The organism is Psychrobacter sp. PL15 (genome assembly GCF_035984995.1).
In the GTDB taxonomy this organism is placed as follows: Bacteria; Pseudomonadota; Gammaproteobacteria; order Pseudomonadales; family Moraxellaceae; genus Psychrobacter.
In genome coordinates, this window is the sequence record NZ_JAXCIB010000001.1 from 277,987 (window position 1) to 295,463 (window position 17,477).

General features: G+C 43.1%; 14 protein-coding genes and 2 tRNA genes. 7 read left to right on the forward strand and 9 right to left on the reverse strand.

Features of this window, described 5'->3' with window-relative positions; all coding sequences use genetic code 11:
• The first annotated feature begins 100 nt into the window (after positions 1 to 100).
• The 6 genes from RCH20_RS01090 (at position 101) to RCH20_RS01115 (ending at position 7,319) form a co-directional block, all read left to right on the forward strand.
• A complete protein-coding gene (locus RCH20_RS01090; RefSeq protein WP_209956818.1) occupies positions 101 to 1,090 on the forward strand; it encodes a membrane dipeptidase in 990 nt (329 codons plus the stop codon).
• 176 nt (positions 1,091 to 1,266) lie between these two features.
• Entirely contained in the window at positions 1,267 to 2,949 is a 1,683-nt protein-coding gene (locus RCH20_RS01095) for a BCCT family transporter (RefSeq protein ID WP_327192286.1), read from the forward strand.
• A 104-nt stretch (positions 2,950 to 3,053) separates the two neighbouring features.
• A complete protein-coding gene (locus RCH20_RS01100; protein WP_327192287.1) occupies positions 3,054 to 4,775 on the forward strand; it encodes a hypothetical protein in 1,722 nt (573 codons plus the stop codon).
• A gap of 55 nt (positions 4,776 to 4,830) precedes the next feature.
• Positions 4,831 to 5,556, forward strand: a complete 726-nt coding sequence (locus RCH20_RS01105) for a DUF3726 domain-containing protein (protein WP_209956821.1) — start codon at positions 4,831 to 4,833, stop codon at positions 5,554 to 5,556.
• Between the two features lie 290 nt (positions 5,557 to 5,846).
• A complete protein-coding gene (locus RCH20_RS01110; protein ID WP_209956822.1) occupies positions 5,847 to 6,773 on the forward strand; it encodes a bestrophin family protein in 927 nt (308 codons plus the stop codon).
• Between the two features lie 156 nt (positions 6,774 to 6,929).
• Positions 6,930 to 7,319 (forward strand): DUF6122 family protein, encoded by a 390-nt coding sequence (locus RCH20_RS01115; RefSeq protein WP_209956823.1) that lies wholly within the window; start codon positions 6,930 to 6,932, stop codon positions 7,317 to 7,319.
• A gap of 336 nt (positions 7,320 to 7,655) precedes the next feature.
• Here RCH20_RS01115 and RCH20_RS01120 read toward each other — a convergent pair whose 3' ends face one another.
• Positions 7,656 to 8,069, reverse strand: a complete 414-nt coding sequence (locus RCH20_RS01120; protein WP_209956824.1) for a PaaI family thioesterase — start codon at positions 8,067 to 8,069, stop codon at positions 7,656 to 7,658.
• A gap of 460 nt (positions 8,070 to 8,529) precedes the next feature.
• Between RCH20_RS01120 and RCH20_RS01125 the strand changes: the two genes are divergently transcribed.
• Positions 8,530 to 9,231, forward strand: coding sequence for a hypothetical protein (locus tag RCH20_RS01125; RefSeq protein WP_209956825.1), 702 nt, complete (start codon positions 8,530 to 8,532; stop codon positions 9,229 to 9,231).
• 275 nt (positions 9,232 to 9,506) lie between these two features.
• Here the strand turns inward: RCH20_RS01125 and RCH20_RS01130 are convergent.
• The 8 genes from RCH20_RS01130 to RCH20_RS01165 all read right to left on the reverse strand — a co-directional run bounded on the left by RCH20_RS01130 (position 9,507) and on the right by RCH20_RS01165 (position 17,258).
• Positions 9,507 to 9,593 (reverse strand) — tRNA-Leu (locus tag RCH20_RS01130).
• A 125-nt stretch (positions 9,594 to 9,718) separates the two neighbouring features.
• Positions 9,719 to 9,792 (reverse strand) — tRNA-Cys (locus RCH20_RS01135).
• Between the two features lie 274 nt (positions 9,793 to 10,066).
• Positions 10,067 to 10,201: a putative transporter small subunit gene (locus tag RCH20_RS01140; protein WP_209956826.1), complete on the reverse strand. Its 135-nt coding sequence runs from the start codon at positions 10,199 to 10,201 to the stop codon at positions 10,067 to 10,069.
• A 47-nt stretch (positions 10,202 to 10,248) separates the two neighbouring features.
• Complete coding sequence (locus RCH20_RS01145) at positions 10,249 to 11,904, reverse strand: sodium:solute symporter family protein (protein WP_327192344.1); 1,656 nt, start codon at positions 11,902 to 11,904, stop codon at positions 10,249 to 10,251.
• Positions 11,905 to 12,677: 773 nt separating this feature from the next.
• A complete protein-coding gene (locus tag RCH20_RS01150) occupies positions 12,678 to 13,472 on the reverse strand; it encodes an ABC transporter ATP-binding protein (protein WP_209956827.1) in 795 nt (264 codons plus the stop codon).
• Positions 13,473 to 13,724: 252 nt separating this feature from the next.
• Positions 13,725 to 14,624 carry an ABC transporter permease gene (locus RCH20_RS01155; RefSeq protein WP_327192288.1) on the reverse strand — a complete coding sequence of 300 codons (900 nt, stop codon included), beginning with the start codon at positions 14,622 to 14,624 and terminating at the stop codon, positions 13,725 to 13,727.
• Between the two features lie 402 nt (positions 14,625 to 15,026).
• The gene (locus tag RCH20_RS01160; protein WP_327192289.1) at positions 15,027 to 16,049 is read right to left on the reverse strand and encodes an ABC transporter substrate-binding protein; all 1,023 of its coding nucleotides are present in this window, start codon (positions 16,047 to 16,049) and stop codon (positions 15,027 to 15,029) included.
• A 159-nt stretch (positions 16,050 to 16,208) separates the two neighbouring features.
• Entirely contained in the window at positions 16,209 to 17,258 is a 1,050-nt protein-coding gene (locus tag RCH20_RS01165; RefSeq protein ID WP_327192290.1) for an ABC transporter substrate-binding protein, read from the reverse strand.
• Between the last annotated feature and the right edge of the window lie 219 nt (positions 17,259 to 17,477).

Here is a 17,477-nt window from a genome sequence, read left to right on the forward strand (position 1 = left end):
CTAATAGTGAAGTGTGGTTGGTAAAGTTTGTCCTAGCCACACTGTCTTGGTTTCGAAGTTAGCCGAATATATCTATAAGAAACATAAAAGGAATTTGAGAATGTACCAAGACCATATCGTCATTGATGGATTACAGTATAGCCATTGGGATCGTGACTATTTCAAAATGCTGCAAGCCAGCGGTATTCACGCGGTACATGCCACCTTGGTCTATCACGAAGATTCACGGCAGACTTTGACCCGCTTCGCTGAATGGCATGCGCGCTTTGAGCAAAATTCAGACCTCATTCTGCCTGTTTATTCAGTGTCTGATATTGAAACGGCAAAGCAACAGGGCAAAGTGGGTATCTTTTTTGGCGGGCAGAACTGTTCACCGATTGATGATGAGATTGGCCTTATTAGTGTGATGCGCCGCTTAGGTTTGCTCGTTATGCAACTGACTTATAACAATCAAAGCTTACTAGCAACCGGTTGCTATGAGCAGAATGATTCCGGTGTTACTCGTTTTGGTCAGCAGGCGATCGCAGAGATGAATCGGGTCGGTATGATTATTGATATGTCGCACAGCGCTGAGTTCTCAACGCTTGAGGCAATCGAGATGTCCACGCGACCTATATGTATCAGTCATGCCAATCCGACTACTGCGCATGAAGCATTGCGTAATAAGTCTGATGCCGTTATCAGCGCTTTAACCAAGGCAGGTGGGCTATTAGGTTTCAGTCTATACCCGTTCCATTTGCCCAATGGTAGCGCTTGCACGCTTGCAGATTTCTGTAGGATGATTGCTGATTGTGCGGATAAGTATGGGGCTGAGCATTTAGCGATTGGTAGTGACTTGTGCCTCAATCAACCACAAGCAGTACTTGAGTGGATGCGTAATGGTCGTTGGTCAAAAGCGATGGACTATGGCGAAGGCAATGCCAATAATTCAGGCTGGCCGGATACGCTACCCTGGTTCGCTGGCAAGGACGGCATGGAGAATATCTATAACGGACTGCTAAATCATGGTTTCAATGACCAGGATGCTGGAAAAATTATTGGTCAGAACTGGTTCAATTTTCTTGAGAGTGGTATAAAACCCGTCGCTTAAAAACCTTTATGCTACAAGCATAGGCAGTATTCATTATTGTATAAGGTTAAAGGTCATTTAAAAGGTCATTTAGATCATCGAAAATTAACGTGTGGTCAGGCAAAGTAAGGCAAGGAAAAGCTGTTTAGATGCACCCCTAATTTAAATAATGTAACGCTATCATATGGAGCCACACCATGGCCGATTTAAAGGGATTTAACCGAGACAATGAGCAAGGACGCTCGCATAATGCTGGTAAAGCAGGCGGCGCTTTGAATCCTGTAGAAGACACATCTGATACTTTAGGACTCAAAAACCCTGCATTTTGGTACAGCGGCGGGTTTATTATCGCCTTTGTTCTTATGGCGATCTTTGCAGAAGAACAGCTAGCCCAAGTAGTCAATGCAGGCTTTGTTTGGTCAGCCAAAATCTTTGGCCCTTTTTGGCAAATCTTACTATTAGCGACTTTTATAATTGCTTTAGCAGTCGGGGCTGGCCGCACTGGGCGGGTTATTTTAGGTAATCTACCCAAGCCTGAAATGGACAACTTCAAATGGATGGCGATTTTATTTTGTACGCTACTGGCTGGTGGCGGCGTCTTTTGGGCAGCCGCTGAACCCATTGCGCATTTCGTTTCAGCACCGCCTTTATATGGTGAATCAGCTGATCTACAACAAAGAGCGTTCAATGCGCTATCACAATCATTTATGCATTGGGGATTTTTAGCCTGGTCGATCGTCGGTAGCTTGACCGCCATTGTGGTTATGCACTTACATTATGACAAAGGCTTGCCGCTCAAACCTCGCACGCTTCTGTACCCCATGTTTGGTGAACGGGTGCTTACCGGTCATACCGGCGCAATTATTGATGCTTGCTGTATCGTCGCGGTGGCTGCCGGTACTATCGGTCCCATTGGCTTTTTGGGTCTACAAACCAGCTATGCCCTCAACACCTTATTTGGTATTCCTGATACGTTTACCACTCAACTTATCATTATCATATTTGCTATTGCCCTTTATACCCTCTCGGCGATTAGTGGGCTTGCGCGTGGTATGCAAATACTCAGTCGCTTTAACGTCATCCTAGCAGTAGCATTGATGTTATTTATTCTAATATTTGGGCCCACCAACTTTATTGTCAATGGCTATATTCAAGGTGTTGGCACTATGATCCATAACTTTATCCCGATGGCAACTTATCGCGGTGATGAAGGTTGGCTTGGTGGTTGGACGGTATTCTTTTGGGGTTGGTTCTTGGGTTATGGCCCGATGATGGCGATCTTTATTGCTCGTATCTCCCGTGGTCGTACCATTCGTCAGCTGATTACAACGGTCTGTATTATTGCCCCACTAGTCACTTGCTTTTGGTTCACGGTGGTTGGTGGTTCAGGCCTAGCATTTGAGATTGCCAATCCGGGTAGTGTCAGTACGGCTTTTGAAGGCTTTAACCTTCCTGGTGCGTTGTTAGCAATCACACAGCAGCTGCCGTTTCCTTTGATTACTTCCTTACTGTTTATCATTTTGACCATGGTCTTTATTGTGACTACCGGTGATTCAATGACTTATACCATCAGTGTGGTTATCAGTGGTGAGCACGAGCCCAACGCTATGATTCGCACTTTTTGGGGCATCATGATGGGGGTAACGGCTATCGTTCTAATCTCGCTTGGTGCAGGTGGCGTGATTGCTTTGCAATCCTTTATCGTCATTACCGCTGTGCCGGTGTCTTTTATTCTGCTTCCATCGTTGTGGAATGGCCCAAAAATTGCCCAGCAAATGGCTTACGACCAAGATCTTTATCGTCCTAACCGGGTCGAGACTAATCATCGCATCGCTGAGGAAAAGCGTACCAAAGAAACCGTTACCAAAAAGATCGACTAAGCGAGTTATTAATATAGCCAATAATTTATTTGCCGATTAACGTTATTAGCTACAGGCATCAAACAAGTTGTTGGCTTAACCCATTATTTAAGGTGGTAATTAACATGCAACACAGCCCATTAATCAATAATAATCCAGTCAATAACAAGCTAGACGCAGTCAGCTTACGTACCCCTGATTCTCGCACTCCGGATGTGGTGATGCATTCTGAGCGATTGGGTGCAATGCATCAAACCCGTATCAGCTTTGTGCGTACGTTACTGCGTAAAATCGACAAAGAGAACTGGACGTTAAGCAAACATCTTTGGGATTTAGATAAAGATGGTTATGGGCAAGTTATCTACCGCTTGCAGACCCCTGAACACGTTTATCACTTGGTGGTGTTCTGCAATCAGATCGCTGATGAGGAGCGTAATGATCGCGTGATTGCGCAAAAGTGGGACGTTACTTTTGCTCTAGTCTATGGCGAAATAGGCGAGGAGCTGCTGGCCAATCTAAAAGCCAATGTGCCGCTACAAGAAGCGGGCCGCAACTCTAATATGGTCATGGTGCTCGCGCGTGCCAATAAAAGTGTCCGGGTTTTTGATCATATTGTCAGCTTGCTTGCCGATGGACAGCAGCCTGACCTTGATGTGTTGGCACAAGTGGGTTATATCCTGCGTACCACTGCGGTCTATGGCAACGGTAAATTTGGTATTTTTGACTTTAAGCCTTTAAATCATAGCGAAGATTTTAACCAGTCTTTTCGCGCGCAGATGTGTGCGGTTTATTTGCTGCGAGAATTCAGCCTTGATTGGGTTGATTATTTGGCTGAGCAAAAGGGTGGCAGCAAGGCAGTCAGCTTACATCCAGAAATTAAGCGCTATTTAGGTATTGGTAATGCCACTGGCCTTGGTATGGCGCCTTATTTAATTAATCATCCTTGTGTTGTTGATCAATGGCTAAGCGCTCGTGAAAGTGGGCTACAAGCGGTATTGGTTTGTGATATTGAACCTAAAAAAGTAGCAATATTTACAAACTTAATGAGCCGTGCGATTCAGCACTTCTCTGAAGTAGTGACTATTAACGAGCCACAAATCGTACTGAATAGTAGGGTGGTTAATGAGTTAACGGCATTACAGAACAATCTCACAACTAAACTTGAAGCCTGCATCACTTGGGCGGATTTTTTACAGCGTAACGATCATCTGAGTTTTGAGAGCCAAGAGGTCATGATCTCTTGCCTGATGGAGCTTTATCCTGAGCGCGTTGATCCATTTTCTGGGCAAGCCAATGCTGACGAGAGTATGTCGCTACCCAGTGGTAAGGTTGTTCAAGACCTTATCGCAGTATTAGAAGCGCGTTATCAGTGGGCAATCAGCATTGATTTTGCCGCAGTAGATAATGTCTATTGGTTTTGGTATCGCTCTGAGGATAAAGAGGAGCCAAGAATGGGCGTGCGTGGACAAGAACATGGCGATGACAAAGAGTTTCTATTGGATATTGGCAGACAAGCGAATAATTTGTACTTAGCATTACAACAAGCCGATTCGCAGCAACTTCTTTCTGAATTTATATTAAGCCAGCCAAAGTATCGTTCAATTGCTCGGCGTGTCTGGACCATGGGCCATAAAAAAATGGGTGATATCCAGATTAACGTGTTGCAAAAGACCGCATTACCGATGCATTTATTACGCTGTAAATTGTCTATGTTTGGTGCGACTAAGTTTGATCCTAGATCGGATCGCTGGGTACGAGTCACGCTATTCCAAGGGGCGCCTTTATTCAAGGAAGTACACAGTGATGAGTGGCTATTTCCTCTTTTACCAAAAATAAATAAGCTATAGATACTGGATGGGCTGACACCATCACCTTCATAAGTGTTATAGAGAGGAGTAAGACATGATCGTATCGCATAATGAAATTGTAACGACAGTGAATAAAGCCTTTTTGGGCATGCAGCGTGAAGTAGGTGAGGCTGATTTGATTGCTTCTATGGTGGCAGAGCTACAGATGGCGGGCCTCAATGGTATCTTACACTTTAATAATGCCAGTCCTTTTATCCTATCTGAACGCGATGTCGCTATTGATATAGTCTCACAAGGCGAGAGTGAAGTCCGCTTAGATCTACATGGCAGCAGTCTGGTCTGTCATCTACCGGTAGTGATGGACTATGCCCTTGAAAAAATGGGCAAGCGCGATCATTTTAAAATCTATTTGCACAACTGTCACAATCGCTGGTTGGCCTACAGTGAGTTGGTAAATCTCGCTGCAAAAGGTATTGCTTGTCTGGCCAAATGGGATAATGGCAGCGCACCCAAGCATACAATATTTACTTTAGATAAAAGATTTGTTTATCCTGATCTGTACTTTTTTAATGAGGTACAGAACAACTATAGTACTAATGATATGGTTATTGAGCTGTCGACCGCTAACTTTGATATCGAAAAAGACATTCAACATTTTGATCGTAAAGTATCAACAGATGAGCTGTTTGCAACCCATCAACGTGCATGGAAAGAAGGGATCTATGTCTGCGATGAGCAGTGGGCGACACTCAAAAAAAGTGCCGCTGCGATTTTGGTAGAAAATAGCGAGGCATCAAGTAAAGGGGCAGGGGGCGTATAGACTATAAAAGGGCTTTCAATAATGGGTCTAGAGTGCTCTTAAGTATAGAATTTAATGATTTGAAAGTCTCAATGTATATGTACCTGGTAGCGATGTTAAGACATGCTCAGTGGGCAATAGGTTTACAATTATATGAAACCTGAAAACTGAAACCCATTATACTACTGTGCTTGAATTAATCGTCTGCGACAAACTCGTGGTAGAGCTGAATTTACAGCTTTCGACCCTATATTGGAATCATACTGTAGATTCAACGACCCACGTACGGACCTAATCATTAGGAATCTGACATGATTGTCCGGCACAAACCCAATGCCCTTAAGCTATTTTTTACCCTCCGTGGCTCTATCCTCCCGAAGATTTATCTCCAAATTTTGCTGATCACTTTGCTGAGTGCTGTGATAACCAGCATTCAGCATTGGTTTCCCAGTTTTTTCTCCTCCTATAGTACCGCTCCCTTCACTTTACTTGGGATTACTCTATCGCTGTTTCTTGGCTTTCGTAATAATGCGAGCTATCAACGCTGGTGGGAGGCTCGAGGCTTATGGGGCCAGCTGGTATTTGATGCCCGCAGCCTGACTCGGCAAGTACTCTCGTTTATGGATGAGGAGACCGAGAATGGACGGCACACTCAGCGGTGTATCATTCACCTTGCCATCGCCTTTACCCATGCCTTGCGCCATCGACTTCGTGACACCTCGCCTTGGCAGGACGTCGATCGCTTTGTAGAGTCAGAACACCACCTCAGCATGCGTCAGGCGCAAAATTTGCCTGAATATTTAATGCGGCTGATGGGCAAAACGCTTGGCTATAGTCGGCGTCAGCGTCTATTTTCGGAGCTTATGGTACAAAATATGGACGAACGTCTGACTTCTATGACTGTAGTTTTGGCTGCCTGCGAACGCATTCAGAATACGCCATTGCCGTTTGCTTATACGCTATTGGTACACCGTACTACTTATCTATATTGCTTTATGTTGCCTTTTGGCTTGGTGTCTTCTTTAGGCTGGGCGACTCCTTTAATTTGTGCTGTGATCGCCTATACTTTTTTTGGTCTAGACGCGCTCAGTGAAGAGCTAGAAGAGCCTTTTGGCTTGGCCGCTAACCATCTGCCACTTACCGCTTTGTCACGCACTATCGAAATCAATTTATTGGAAGCACTGGGAGAAACGGATCTGCCACCTGCTATTGTTTCTAAAGAGGGTTGGTTACAATAGAAAGCCTGCAATAGAAAGCCTGCAAGAGAAAGCCTCTAGAAATGCTGAGTACAGCTTAGGGCTTATTGTTTCCATGCATTCGAATAGACGAAAAATCTCTTATGCTTTATCTAGCATTGTTATACCACTACAAACTATCTGAAATTGGATAAGACGATGATTCAAACTATTATCCATTATTTTCTACATTTTGGCATGCCGCTGATTATCGCCTATATGTTCTTTCCTGACGACTATAAACGAGTCTATTTGATCCTATTAGCAACCATGTTGGTAGATTTAGACCATTTGTTAGCCACGCCTATCTTCTCACCCAATCGCTGTAGCATCAACTTTCATCCGCTCCATACTTATTATGCAATGGCAGTCTATACGGTTATGTTATTTTTGCCGAAGCCCTATAAAATAATTGGTTTAGGACTATTACTACATATGCTGACTGATTTAAATGATTGTGTAATGACCTATCTTAATTGTCCCCAGTGTTTGAATGAGGCTCCTGCCCGTGAATTAGTAGAGTGGTTTGTCAGAGCCACTAAGTTTTGACACAACTGTGACTACGTCGTTTAGCTTCTCTTTCATAAATTGGCCCCTTCAAGAACTTCCAGAAGTGGCGTGTATAGTTCATTATTCAATGCCAATCAAATATTCGCTACAGTATGACCATAGTTGTTGGGATATTAGTAGGTGCGCCACTGGTATAAACCTTTCTTGCGTACTGTCCGCAAGCGTGACAGAGGCCGCAAAAGTTCATTCCAGTCGCACTGTATCTTGCTTAAATTGAATCGACTATGATATTAAGCTTTATACTTTTTATAACTTATTTTGATGGACCTAGCAGCAAAAGTAATGTTCAAAAAACAAAGCTTTTTATCAAGTCGTTTAGTCACGCTTGGGCGGTACGGAATAGGTGCCAACAACATGTGCGACCAAGTCGCTAGAGCCTTCTGAGTACAAAGAAACCTCGCCTACCATTAGCGTACGTCCTGCCTTTATTAGGGTGCAGTCAGCAATAATACGTGCTTCCGCTGATGGTTTACGCAAAAAATTGATGGTAAGGCTTGTCGTCACGGTTAACGGTACAATACCAATTTTACCAAGTATCGCGACATAGATTGCTACATCAGCAATGCTCATTAATAGGGGGCCGGAAACCGTGCCACCAGGACGCAGCTCTTCTATACCAATACCATGCGATAAGATCGCACCATTATCACCTACTGCCTCGACCATGAATTTAGCTTGTGGAAACTCTAATGCCATAAAGGCAACAATCTCTTCTTTGCTTGCAGACATATACACTCCTGAAATTTAATTGTCTTTGTTGTTAACTACCTATTTTTCTCATTGAGGTTCATCAAGTTGTTAATGTCTCGTTGAATCCTGATAGCAGCCTGCTATTTGAAGCGTTTAAAGGGCTTATCTGGTTTGTAGGATAGTCTACGGTATGGTTTGACGCTAGCTTATTAGACCTCTTGCATAAGTCATCGCTAAGCGTTGAAGCTTCGTTAATACAGCTCAATGGATTGGTACTTTCGCAAGAGGTCTATTCTATATTCCAGCTTATCCTATAAAGGTACCTTTTACTTGATTGATTTGACTGGTAGGTATTCTTTGTCCTTCAAAGCTCTGTAAATCGTTAGTTGTTATAGTGATGTAATAACAGCAGGGTCGAAGGTAACTGGCAGATGTCATTGGTATGAGATTCAGCTATAGTAAATATTTATATAAACCAATTAAAATAAAGAGATCGATAATGAAAAAATTAGGATTGTGTATTGCGCTCGGACTGAGCTTAGGCGCTTGTGCTGGTGGTATAAATAGTGGAACAATGACGGGTAACGTAAACCAGAATAACGTTGTCACTCAGTATCCCGTTGAGACCGCAATGCTTAATATTTATGTCAAAGAACGTAGCCAAAAGTTAATGGCGGTAGTAGGCAACCAAAATGTATTAGCAGACATTAAAGTCACGCCTAAAGGCAGCATGGTGTTCAATAATAAACAGGTACAAGGTACCGAAATAAACACGATCACCAAGTCAAACAATCAAGTCATTAATCAATCAGTGGTTATCAATTATTTTACTCTAAAGCCATTAGTATTCCAGGGTTTTACTGATAGTTCAGGTGAGTATTCGCTATCGACTCAAACGACCACTATCCCCAAACTGGCTAAGGTCGGCGATTCTAGTCCGTTGATAACTGAGACCGTATATAGTGACAGCAGCAAACGTAAGAAGATAGGCATGTATAGCCAAGACTGGTCTTTGACGCGAGATACTAATAACACGGCATGGTTCTGTATTAATAGCTCAGAAAACACCTTGTTAGCTTTTGATCCTAATGGTGCATCAGTAGAGTGCTACAAAATTAATGCAAAAGGCGACATCTTGGATAGCAGGCTAACTATTAAAGGGCCTGAGGGTGTTGGGACGATAAACTTTACCAGTAGATAGCTAGTGATTTAAAGTTTTTTCGATAGATTACTAATAAATAAACCCACTCAATAATAAAGATTGTGTGGGTTTTTTGGTTTGGTAGCTTTATAAAAGAGCTAATAAGTCCAAATATGTCCGTTTCACTGGCTTTGAGTCGCCATTAAGAACAAAGAGCATTACCACTATTTTCACTAAGGGTAAGAATTGGGGTAGCTTTTTCAAGCCATCACAAAATACACGCAAAAAAATACCGCCAACTATAACTAGTCAACGGTATTTTCTGTACTACTATATGGTACCCGGAGCCGGACTTGAACCGGCACGCTATTGCTAGCGAGGGATTTTAAATCCCTTGTGTCTACCAATTTCACCACCCGGGCAAAACTTGTATTATCTACTAAGCACATGCTAATTGGTAAGCAAACTACTTGTTAGATAGTGGTCGCTATTATAAGCAATTATGCTGATAAAGCAAGCCAAAATTAACGTAACGTTAATAAAAAATTGGAGGCTGGGGTCGGAATCGAACCGGCGTTAACGGAGTTGCAGTCCGCTGCATGACCACTCTGCCACCCAGCCAATCAAGGATGCCTATATTAGCAAAAATATTAAAAATTACAAGTCATTTCTTCACCGAAACTACTTTAAAGCTACTTTATTTAGCATCGTCACTACATTTATGCCTTATTGATACTTGATTGGCTTAACAATGGTTATTTTACTACTCTAATAAACAGCTTATGTTGGTGCCATTACTTAAGAAATCATCACCAAGCTTTTGCTCAGTGATATCAGTGATGTCAGTAATGTTGCTCATAATAGCTATCAGATACGCTTTGAAGGAAACAAAACGCTAAACGATGTCTGTATTATTACGCTGAGCTTTTTTAATATCGCGATAGGTCGCGGTGCAAATCAGTATCAGCACCCCAAGCGTAATCGCCGGCCAGATTAAAATATAAAATCCGTAGACATAAACATTATCCATATTAACTCCTAATAATAGTTACCCATTCGTTAATTGTTACCAGAGCGTTAAGCATCTGGTGCCGGCTGCGCATCAACCTTAGACTTTTTATCGTAACTACCAACGCGCTGTTGGATTAAGTCAAAGTCAAAGCGTTCATTACCCATCAGACTAACAATCACACAAACGATAGTACTGACGCCATAAGCGGTCAACGAGGCGATCAGCACCATATATTGACGTAAGAACCCGGTGGCGAATATCAACATGAACAGCAGCGCAATGACAGTCGCTAACAGTCCTATTTTACGACCTAAGAAGCCAAAGACCATGAGTCCTATGACCACTGCGCCGCCAACACTGGCCATAACCTCAAAGAATAGCGCCGTTATACCGACGATTGGGATCAGCTCAAAGCGAGCGATACAAAAGAATAACAGCCCTACGATTACTGCTGCGGTAAAGGCGGTATTGGTCACTCGATTCCAGTACACACTGGCTATTACTGGAAAGACGATGGATCCCCATAATGCACCAACAAATACCAGCATCACTAGAATATCAAGCTTGAAGCTGGCAAAAATAAGACCGGCAGCAGTGGCGACAATCATAGTGCCACGACCGACTAGCATCATAGTTTTTGGCTTTACCTTACCTTCTTTGGCAATATTTTTGCCATAGACATCGGCCATCATAATGGTTGAAAGAGCCGATAAATCTGAGTCAGCAGTTGATGACAGTGAACCAATAACCAAAATAAAGAATAGTGCGATAAATACTGGATGTAGATATGTACTGACCATCTGTGGGATCAGGTTATTCATATTACCATCGAGTGGCTCGACACCAATAGTCACCGCCATCAGACCTATCATTCCTAGGCCGATAACGATACCGGCATAGCCGACAGTGGCGGTAACAAAGGTGGCTTTAATTTTAGTTTTATCAATCGCAAATAAGCGCTGAGTGATGGTTTGGTTACCAATAGCATAAGCCAACACGGCGACAAAGAACGGCGCACCTTGCTGAAAAAAGGCTTCAGATGAAAAGAAATTTTGCTGCTCAAAAGTTAGATTCGACAGACCGCTAACCATGACTGCAGGGCCACCCATAGAAAATAGCACTGCTGGAATAATAATGATACCAATTGCCATCAAGGCGACCAATTGAGCAAAGTCGGTAAACACTGAGGCACGAAATCCAGAGGTTAAGGTATAGCTAAGCACCCCGACACCCGCAATAATGACCCCGGTCTGAAATGATAATGGTGATAACACCGATACCAAGGCACCCGCTGCGGTAAAGTTGACCATCAAGCTAATTAAGCTGCCCATAATGTTAGATATGGCTAAAATTAATTGGCTTGATGAACCATGACGGGCATGAATAAGCTCACCTAAAGTGTGTCCATTGGGTGCCAGTTCACGAAAACGCATGCCAAAGGGATAGATGAATAAAATCATCAATGCCCCCCAAAAGCCATAATGTATCGGCCCCGAAACGCCATATTTATAGCCGGAAGTAGCAGCTGCGTAGAATGATGCTGCCCAAATCCAGGTCGCGGTCATACTCGCCGCGCCCATGCCAAAGCCGACACCATGGCCTGCCACCATAAAACCGGAGGTGGTTTCCTTATCTTTTTTAATTAATAAAGACAGTAAGTAAGTACCGCCATAAAACGCGACCAATAAAGCAATAATAGTCAGCGCTGAAAATTGGAACAATGACTCAGCTTTCAAATTCACACCTCGCAATTGTTTTAAATAAATAAAATTTTGTTGGATTCTATAAAAACTGTTGGGACTATAATAAAAACCACTAAGCCAGTATAGGAGTCGTCACAATTGTTAATTAGCCACATTAAGTCGTGCCATACTATCTGAGTCGCTGGCGACCAAGTATTGCTACAGGCAGTGATAATATAGGGTCGACTAGTTACTATTAGCGTCTGATAATGGAGTACCCATTACGCCCACGAGCGATACATACGCCGCAAAGCTATTAGTAATAAATACCAAGTAGATACCTATTATAAGGTCAAAACTAATAGCATCAGTACAGATAAGCACTAAGTCAATAACCTAGGCTATAGTAGGACAGCTAGTATTATTAGTACTAACACAGAGTTGTGCTTCTGCACACGTCACGGCTGGTACTCGTTGATACTAATGGGCTCTTAGTGACAAATTGCTAGGTGAACATGTCACTAGCAACTGGTATGTGATACACCTGAAGTAATAGTTACAATACTAAAAACAGCCCCTCATTTATCATTAAAAATAGTTTGTTATTTGATAAATAAAGCTACAACTATGTTAAACCTATGTAACATTAACACTCTACAAGGGTATCCTATTATCGGTGTAATCTCAAATTTATTAGTTATCCAACCACCAACATCGTTCCAGTAGACCATAAAAAACCTCAAGGGAGATTATACACTTGAGGTTTTTTTGATTTGAAATCAGCGACTTTAATGGTACTCAAACTTAAATAACTAGCTTAAAATTAAGCTGTCATCTTCGACTTTTTCGCCACGAGTTTGCTCGAACATATCCAGCAAATCATGCACAGTCATACCTTGACGTTTTTCACCTGCAACATCGAGTACCACTTCGCCTTGGTGCAACATCACGGTTCTAGTGCCGTGTGCTAATGCCTGTTGCATTGAGTGGGTGACCATCATGGTGGTCAGATTATTGTCAGTGACAATCTGATCGGTTAACTTTAATACAAAAGCCGCGGTCTTTGGGTCAAGAGCGGCCGTATGCTCGTCGAGTAATAGGATTTTAGACGGCTGTAATGAGGCCATCAGTAGACTGACTGCTTGACGTTGACCTCCTGATAACAAGCCCATGCGATCCGTTAAGCGATTCTCTAAGCCTAACTTGAGTACGGACAATTTTTCTCGGAATAGCTCACGATTGTTAGAGTTCAAGGCATAACTTAACCCCCGTTTGCCGCCACGTTTATAGGCCAAGGCCATATTTTCTTCAATGGTTAGCGCCTCACAGGTGCCTGCCATCGGGTCTTGAAATACCCGCGCTACCCAATGGGCACGCTGATGGGTAGTCTTTTTGGTGACATCGATACCATTGAGTAAGATTGAACCACTATCCACTAAGTTTGTGCCACTGACTGCATTCAAAAACGTTGATTTACCCGCACCATTGGTACCAATAACGGTCACAAATTCGCCATCAGCGATGTTCATATTAATACCGCGTAGGGCAGGGTTTTCGATCGGCGTTCCCGGATTAAAGGTCAGCCGCAAATCTTTGGCTTGCATCATAACTATGGTTCCTCAGTTACTATTTTTTTAGTCACTAGTTCTTAATTACTATTCCTGATGCTTTATTCAAGCTATAGTCAATGAAAAGTAATATCGATACCTAACTTACTGCTGGCATACGTTTTTCTTGCTTGCTGTGCCTACGCAGACAGAGGCTGCAAAAAGCTTATACCAGCAGTACTGTCGCGTTTTTAAGGTGTTTTAACTATAGGTGAGCACAGTCGCTTTTATCGTGGCTTTAGATCGTTGATCTTAAGCGCGTAATTTACGGCTTAAAAATCTATTCTTAGCTTTAGGTAATACCAAAGCGAATACCACCAATAATGCGGTAATCAAGTTCAAGTCTTGCGGGCCAAAGCCAATGCTACGCAGGATATCGCTCGATAGTGCCACTTGAATGAATAGCTTATAAAGGACCGCACCGACAATAACCGCAATGGTAATGAGCCAAATACGTTTAGCAGGAATAATGGTCTCACCAATAATAACTGCTGCCAGACCAATAACGATAGTACCAATACCAATAGAGATATCTGCGCCACCCTGGGTCTGTACAAATAACGCACCGGCTAAGGCAATCAGTCCGTTAGAAACTGCCATACCGACAATGGTCATCCATGAGGTATTGATACCTTGGGCTTGGGCCATTTTTAGGTTGGAGCCCGTTGCCCGCATCGATAGTCCGGTTTCGGTATTATAAAACCAATCTAAAAATAACTTCGCGATGACCACCACCACGCCAATAATCAAACAGCGCATCCAATAGCCATTACCATCATTAACTAGGGAGCTAAATACAGTAGTTTCACCTAATAAGGGCAGGTTTGGCGCCCCCATAATGCGTAGGTTGACTGAGTATAGTGCTACCATCACTAAAATACTGGCCAACAGTTGCAAAATACCGAGTTTGACATGTAACCAGGCGGTGACAATACCTGCCACAGAACCTGCAAGCATACCAAAAGCGCAAGCCAGCCAAGGGTTGATGCCCGCGATAATAGAGATACCTGCAACCGCGCCACCTAACGGAAAACTACCGTCTGCTGTTAAATCAGGAAAATCTAGAGTACGAAAAGAGATAAGGACGCCAAGTGCTACGAGGCCATAAATCAGACCACTTTCAAGCGCACCAAAAAATGCAATTAGAGACATAAGAGATCAGTAAGTCATAACCAAGCGTTCAGGGTCTAGGGCAAAGAGTAAATGAGCGTCATTCATAAATACCTATGATCCGAACAGCCAAGCGGTGAATTTAACAGATTAAACAATCTGCGGTTAGGGTAAACCAAAACATGTCACGATGGGGAACTATCATAATCTACCTTGGCTTAAGATTTGAGTTTAAAATTTTGGCTCAAAACATTAAGAACTTTCAACACTATCAAATGCTCAAAATAGAAGCTTATAGCGTAACTAAAACAATAAGCCCAGCTAATTGACTTATCGCTGGGTTTATATATTGAACAAACATATTAAGGCATGAAAGACAGATGACTACTGATCATTAAATATTTAGTAAAACCACCTGTCTAACGTTGTGACTAATAAAAAACGCTATTCTACCACTTCTTTTGCTTTATCGATAACCGCTTGTGGCAAACTGATGCCTTCAGCTTCGGCATTTTTTGGGCTGACATATAAATCAAGAACCTGGGGGGTGTAAACCGCGATCTCGCCTGCCTTTTCACCTTTTAAGATACGCACTACAATCTTACCGGTTTCGCGACCAAGATCATAATAATTGACCCCTAATGCCGCAACAGCACCACGCGCAACAGAGCTAGTATCAGAAGCGATCAGAGGAATCTTGCTTTCTCTAGCCACTTGGTACAGCGACTCATAAGCTGAGACCACGTTATTATCGGTTGAGGTATAGATCATGTCGACCTTACCGGCAAGGCTACGGGCTGCCATAGCAATATCAGTACTACGTTGCGCTGGGGCCTCATGCACCTTGATACCGAGTGGTGCCAGTTTTTCTTTTAACGTTTTTAGAATAATGGTTGAGTTGACTTCACCTGGGCTATAAACATAACCGACGTCTTTTAGACCTGGAATAATTTGGCGCATTAATTCGATTTGCGGTTCATAAGGAAGCGCATCTGAGGCACCGGTAACGTTAGTACCAGAGCCATCAAGTTTCGGAACCAGCTTGGCTTCGACTGGGTCGGTAACCGCTGAGAATACTAAAGGAATACTACTGGTCGACGCAGCAACTGATTGCGCAGATGGGGTGGCAATAGCAACGATGACGTCTGGATTGTCTGCGACGAATTGCTTAGCAATCTGACCCGCTGTTGCGGTGTTACCTTGTGCACTTTGGTAATTAATGGTTAGGTTTTCACCTTCTTTAAAGCCGGCCTCAGCCAGCTCATCGATAACGCCTTTACGCACTTCGTCGAGTGCAGGGTGATCAACAATAGCGGTGATGGCAACAGTTTTCATAGCCGTTGCCGCATCACCAGCCGCCGCGTCATTAGCAGTCGTATCTTGCCCTGACTGATTGCAACCGGTCAGGATAGCGGTACAAACCCCACCCCATAATAGAGCTTTGGCAAAACGATTTCGATACAACATAGGTGTTACTCCTAAAAATAGTAATGTGTCCGTACAATAAATACAGGGTAGTGTTCACAGCAGTTATAAATAATTAATATTTATTTGCTGGCAGTTATGTGCTTCCTTGCTATTTGAGCTTTATTTCTGAGTTTTATTTTTGAGCTTTATTTTTGAGCTTTATTTTTGAGTTTTGGTATCAACATTGATGGCATTTTTAAGCATATCTGCTGGCAAGTTAACCCCTTGCGCTTTAGCGTGTTTAGGGCTGACGTATAAAGTTAGCTCATTCATGACTTCAGGCTTGATGGTGTTAACTGCTTCGCCATTGAAGATTCGGTAAACCATTTTGCCGGTGATACGACCAAAGTCGTAATCATTAACACCCAGGGCGGCAGTTGCACCGCGCTGAACACTGAATTCATCTGAGGCAATAATCGGCATTTTAATTTCATTAGCCGCTTGGGTCATCGCTTCAAAAGCGGATGCCACGTTATTATCAAATGAGGTATAAATGATGTCGGCACGTCCTTGTAAGCTGCGCGTTGCCATCCCAATATCTGTGGGGCGATTGGCGGGGATATCTAGTAATGATAGGCCTCGCGCCGGTAAAGCGTCTTTCAGGTCATCTCGTAAAGATACCGAATTGGCTTCGCCAGGGCTATAGACATAGCCAATGGTCTTAATACTCGGCTTAATTTTTTGTAATAAGTCCAGTTGGGGCTCTAGAGGTAATTGGCTAGAAAGTCCGGTTAAATTGTCCTGAAACGGCTTACCATCTGCGGTAATCAACTTGGCACCCAGTGGATCTGAAACGGCAGTATAGACAATGGGTATCGTAGTGGTTGCTGACACGATAGACTGCGCTGAAGGGGTGGAGATAGCGACAATAACATCAGGGTTGTCGCCAGCAAACTGCTTAGCAATTTGACCAGCTGTTGCTGTATTACCTTGGGCACTCTGAAAGTTAACGGTTAGGTTTTTACCTTCGACATAACCATTATCTGCCAGCTCATCGATGATGCCACGGCGCATGTCATCTAGCGATGGGTGCTCGACAATCTGGGTTATGGCCAAGGTCTTGGCTGGTTTGTCCGCGTTGACGCTACTATTATCAGCCGCCGTCTTATTGTCAGTAGAAGAATTTGAGCAGCCTATTAGGCCAAGCGCACTGATGGCACTAATAGCAGCTCCGCACAGGCTTAGGCGTAGAGTGGAGGTAATAGTCATTATTAGTTTGGCTCATAGGTTAAAAAATGCAGGTTAGCCTAATCGATGTTACAAGAACGGGCTAACATTAGGGTGATCGATTCCTTGATCATGATGGTTGTATTATGACAGTAATGTAACTAATGGCAATAAGAAATTAAAGCGGGTTTGTCAGTAGCAATACTCAGGCATAAATGGTGTATTGGTTATCTAAAGCGTGCAGTTATAAACGGCTTAAAA

Bases quoted from the DNA above. Each gene is read 5' to 3' on its own strand.
- RCH20_RS01090 (WP_209956818.1), top strand. From the start codon at position 101: ATGTACCAAGACCATATCGTCATTGATGGATTACAGTATAGCCATTGG.
- RCH20_RS01095 (WP_327192286.1), top strand. From the start codon at position 1,267: ATGGCCGATTTAAAGGGATTTAACCGAGACAATGAGCAAGGACGCTCG.
- RCH20_RS01100 (WP_327192287.1), top strand. From the start codon at position 3,054: ATGCAACACAGCCCATTAATCAATAATAATCCAGTCAATAACAAGCTA.
- RCH20_RS01105 (WP_209956821.1), top strand. From the start codon at position 4,831: ATGATCGTATCGCATAATGAAATTGTAACGACAGTGAATAAAGCCTTT.
- RCH20_RS01110 (WP_209956822.1), top strand. From the start codon at position 5,847: ATGATTGTCCGGCACAAACCCAATGCCCTTAAGCTATTTTTTACCCTC.
- RCH20_RS01115 (WP_209956823.1), top strand. From the start codon at position 6,930: ATGATTCAAACTATTATCCATTATTTTCTACATTTTGGCATGCCGCTG.
- RCH20_RS01120 (WP_209956824.1), bottom strand. From the start codon at position 8,069: ATGTCTGCAAGCAAAGAAGAGATTGTTGCCTTTATGGCATTAGAGTTT.
- RCH20_RS01125 (WP_209956825.1), top strand. From the start codon at position 8,530: ATGAAAAAATTAGGATTGTGTATTGCGCTCGGACTGAGCTTAGGCGCT.
- RCH20_RS01140 (WP_209956826.1), bottom strand. From the start codon at position 10,201: ATGGATAATGTTTATGTCTACGGATTTTATATTTTAATCTGGCCGGCG.
- RCH20_RS01150 (WP_209956827.1), bottom strand. From the start codon at position 13,472: ATGATGCAAGCCAAAGATTTGCGGCTGACCTTTAATCCGGGAACGCCG.
- RCH20_RS01155 (WP_327192288.1), bottom strand. From the start codon at position 14,624: ATGTCTCTAATTGCATTTTTTGGTGCGCTTGAAAGTGGTCTGATTTAT.
- RCH20_RS01160 (WP_327192289.1), bottom strand. From the start codon at position 16,049: ATGTTGTATCGAAATCGTTTTGCCAAAGCTCTATTATGGGGTGGGGTT.
- RCH20_RS01165 (WP_327192290.1), bottom strand. From the start codon at position 17,258: ATGACTATTACCTCCACTCTACGCCTAAGCCTGTGCGGAGCTGCTATT.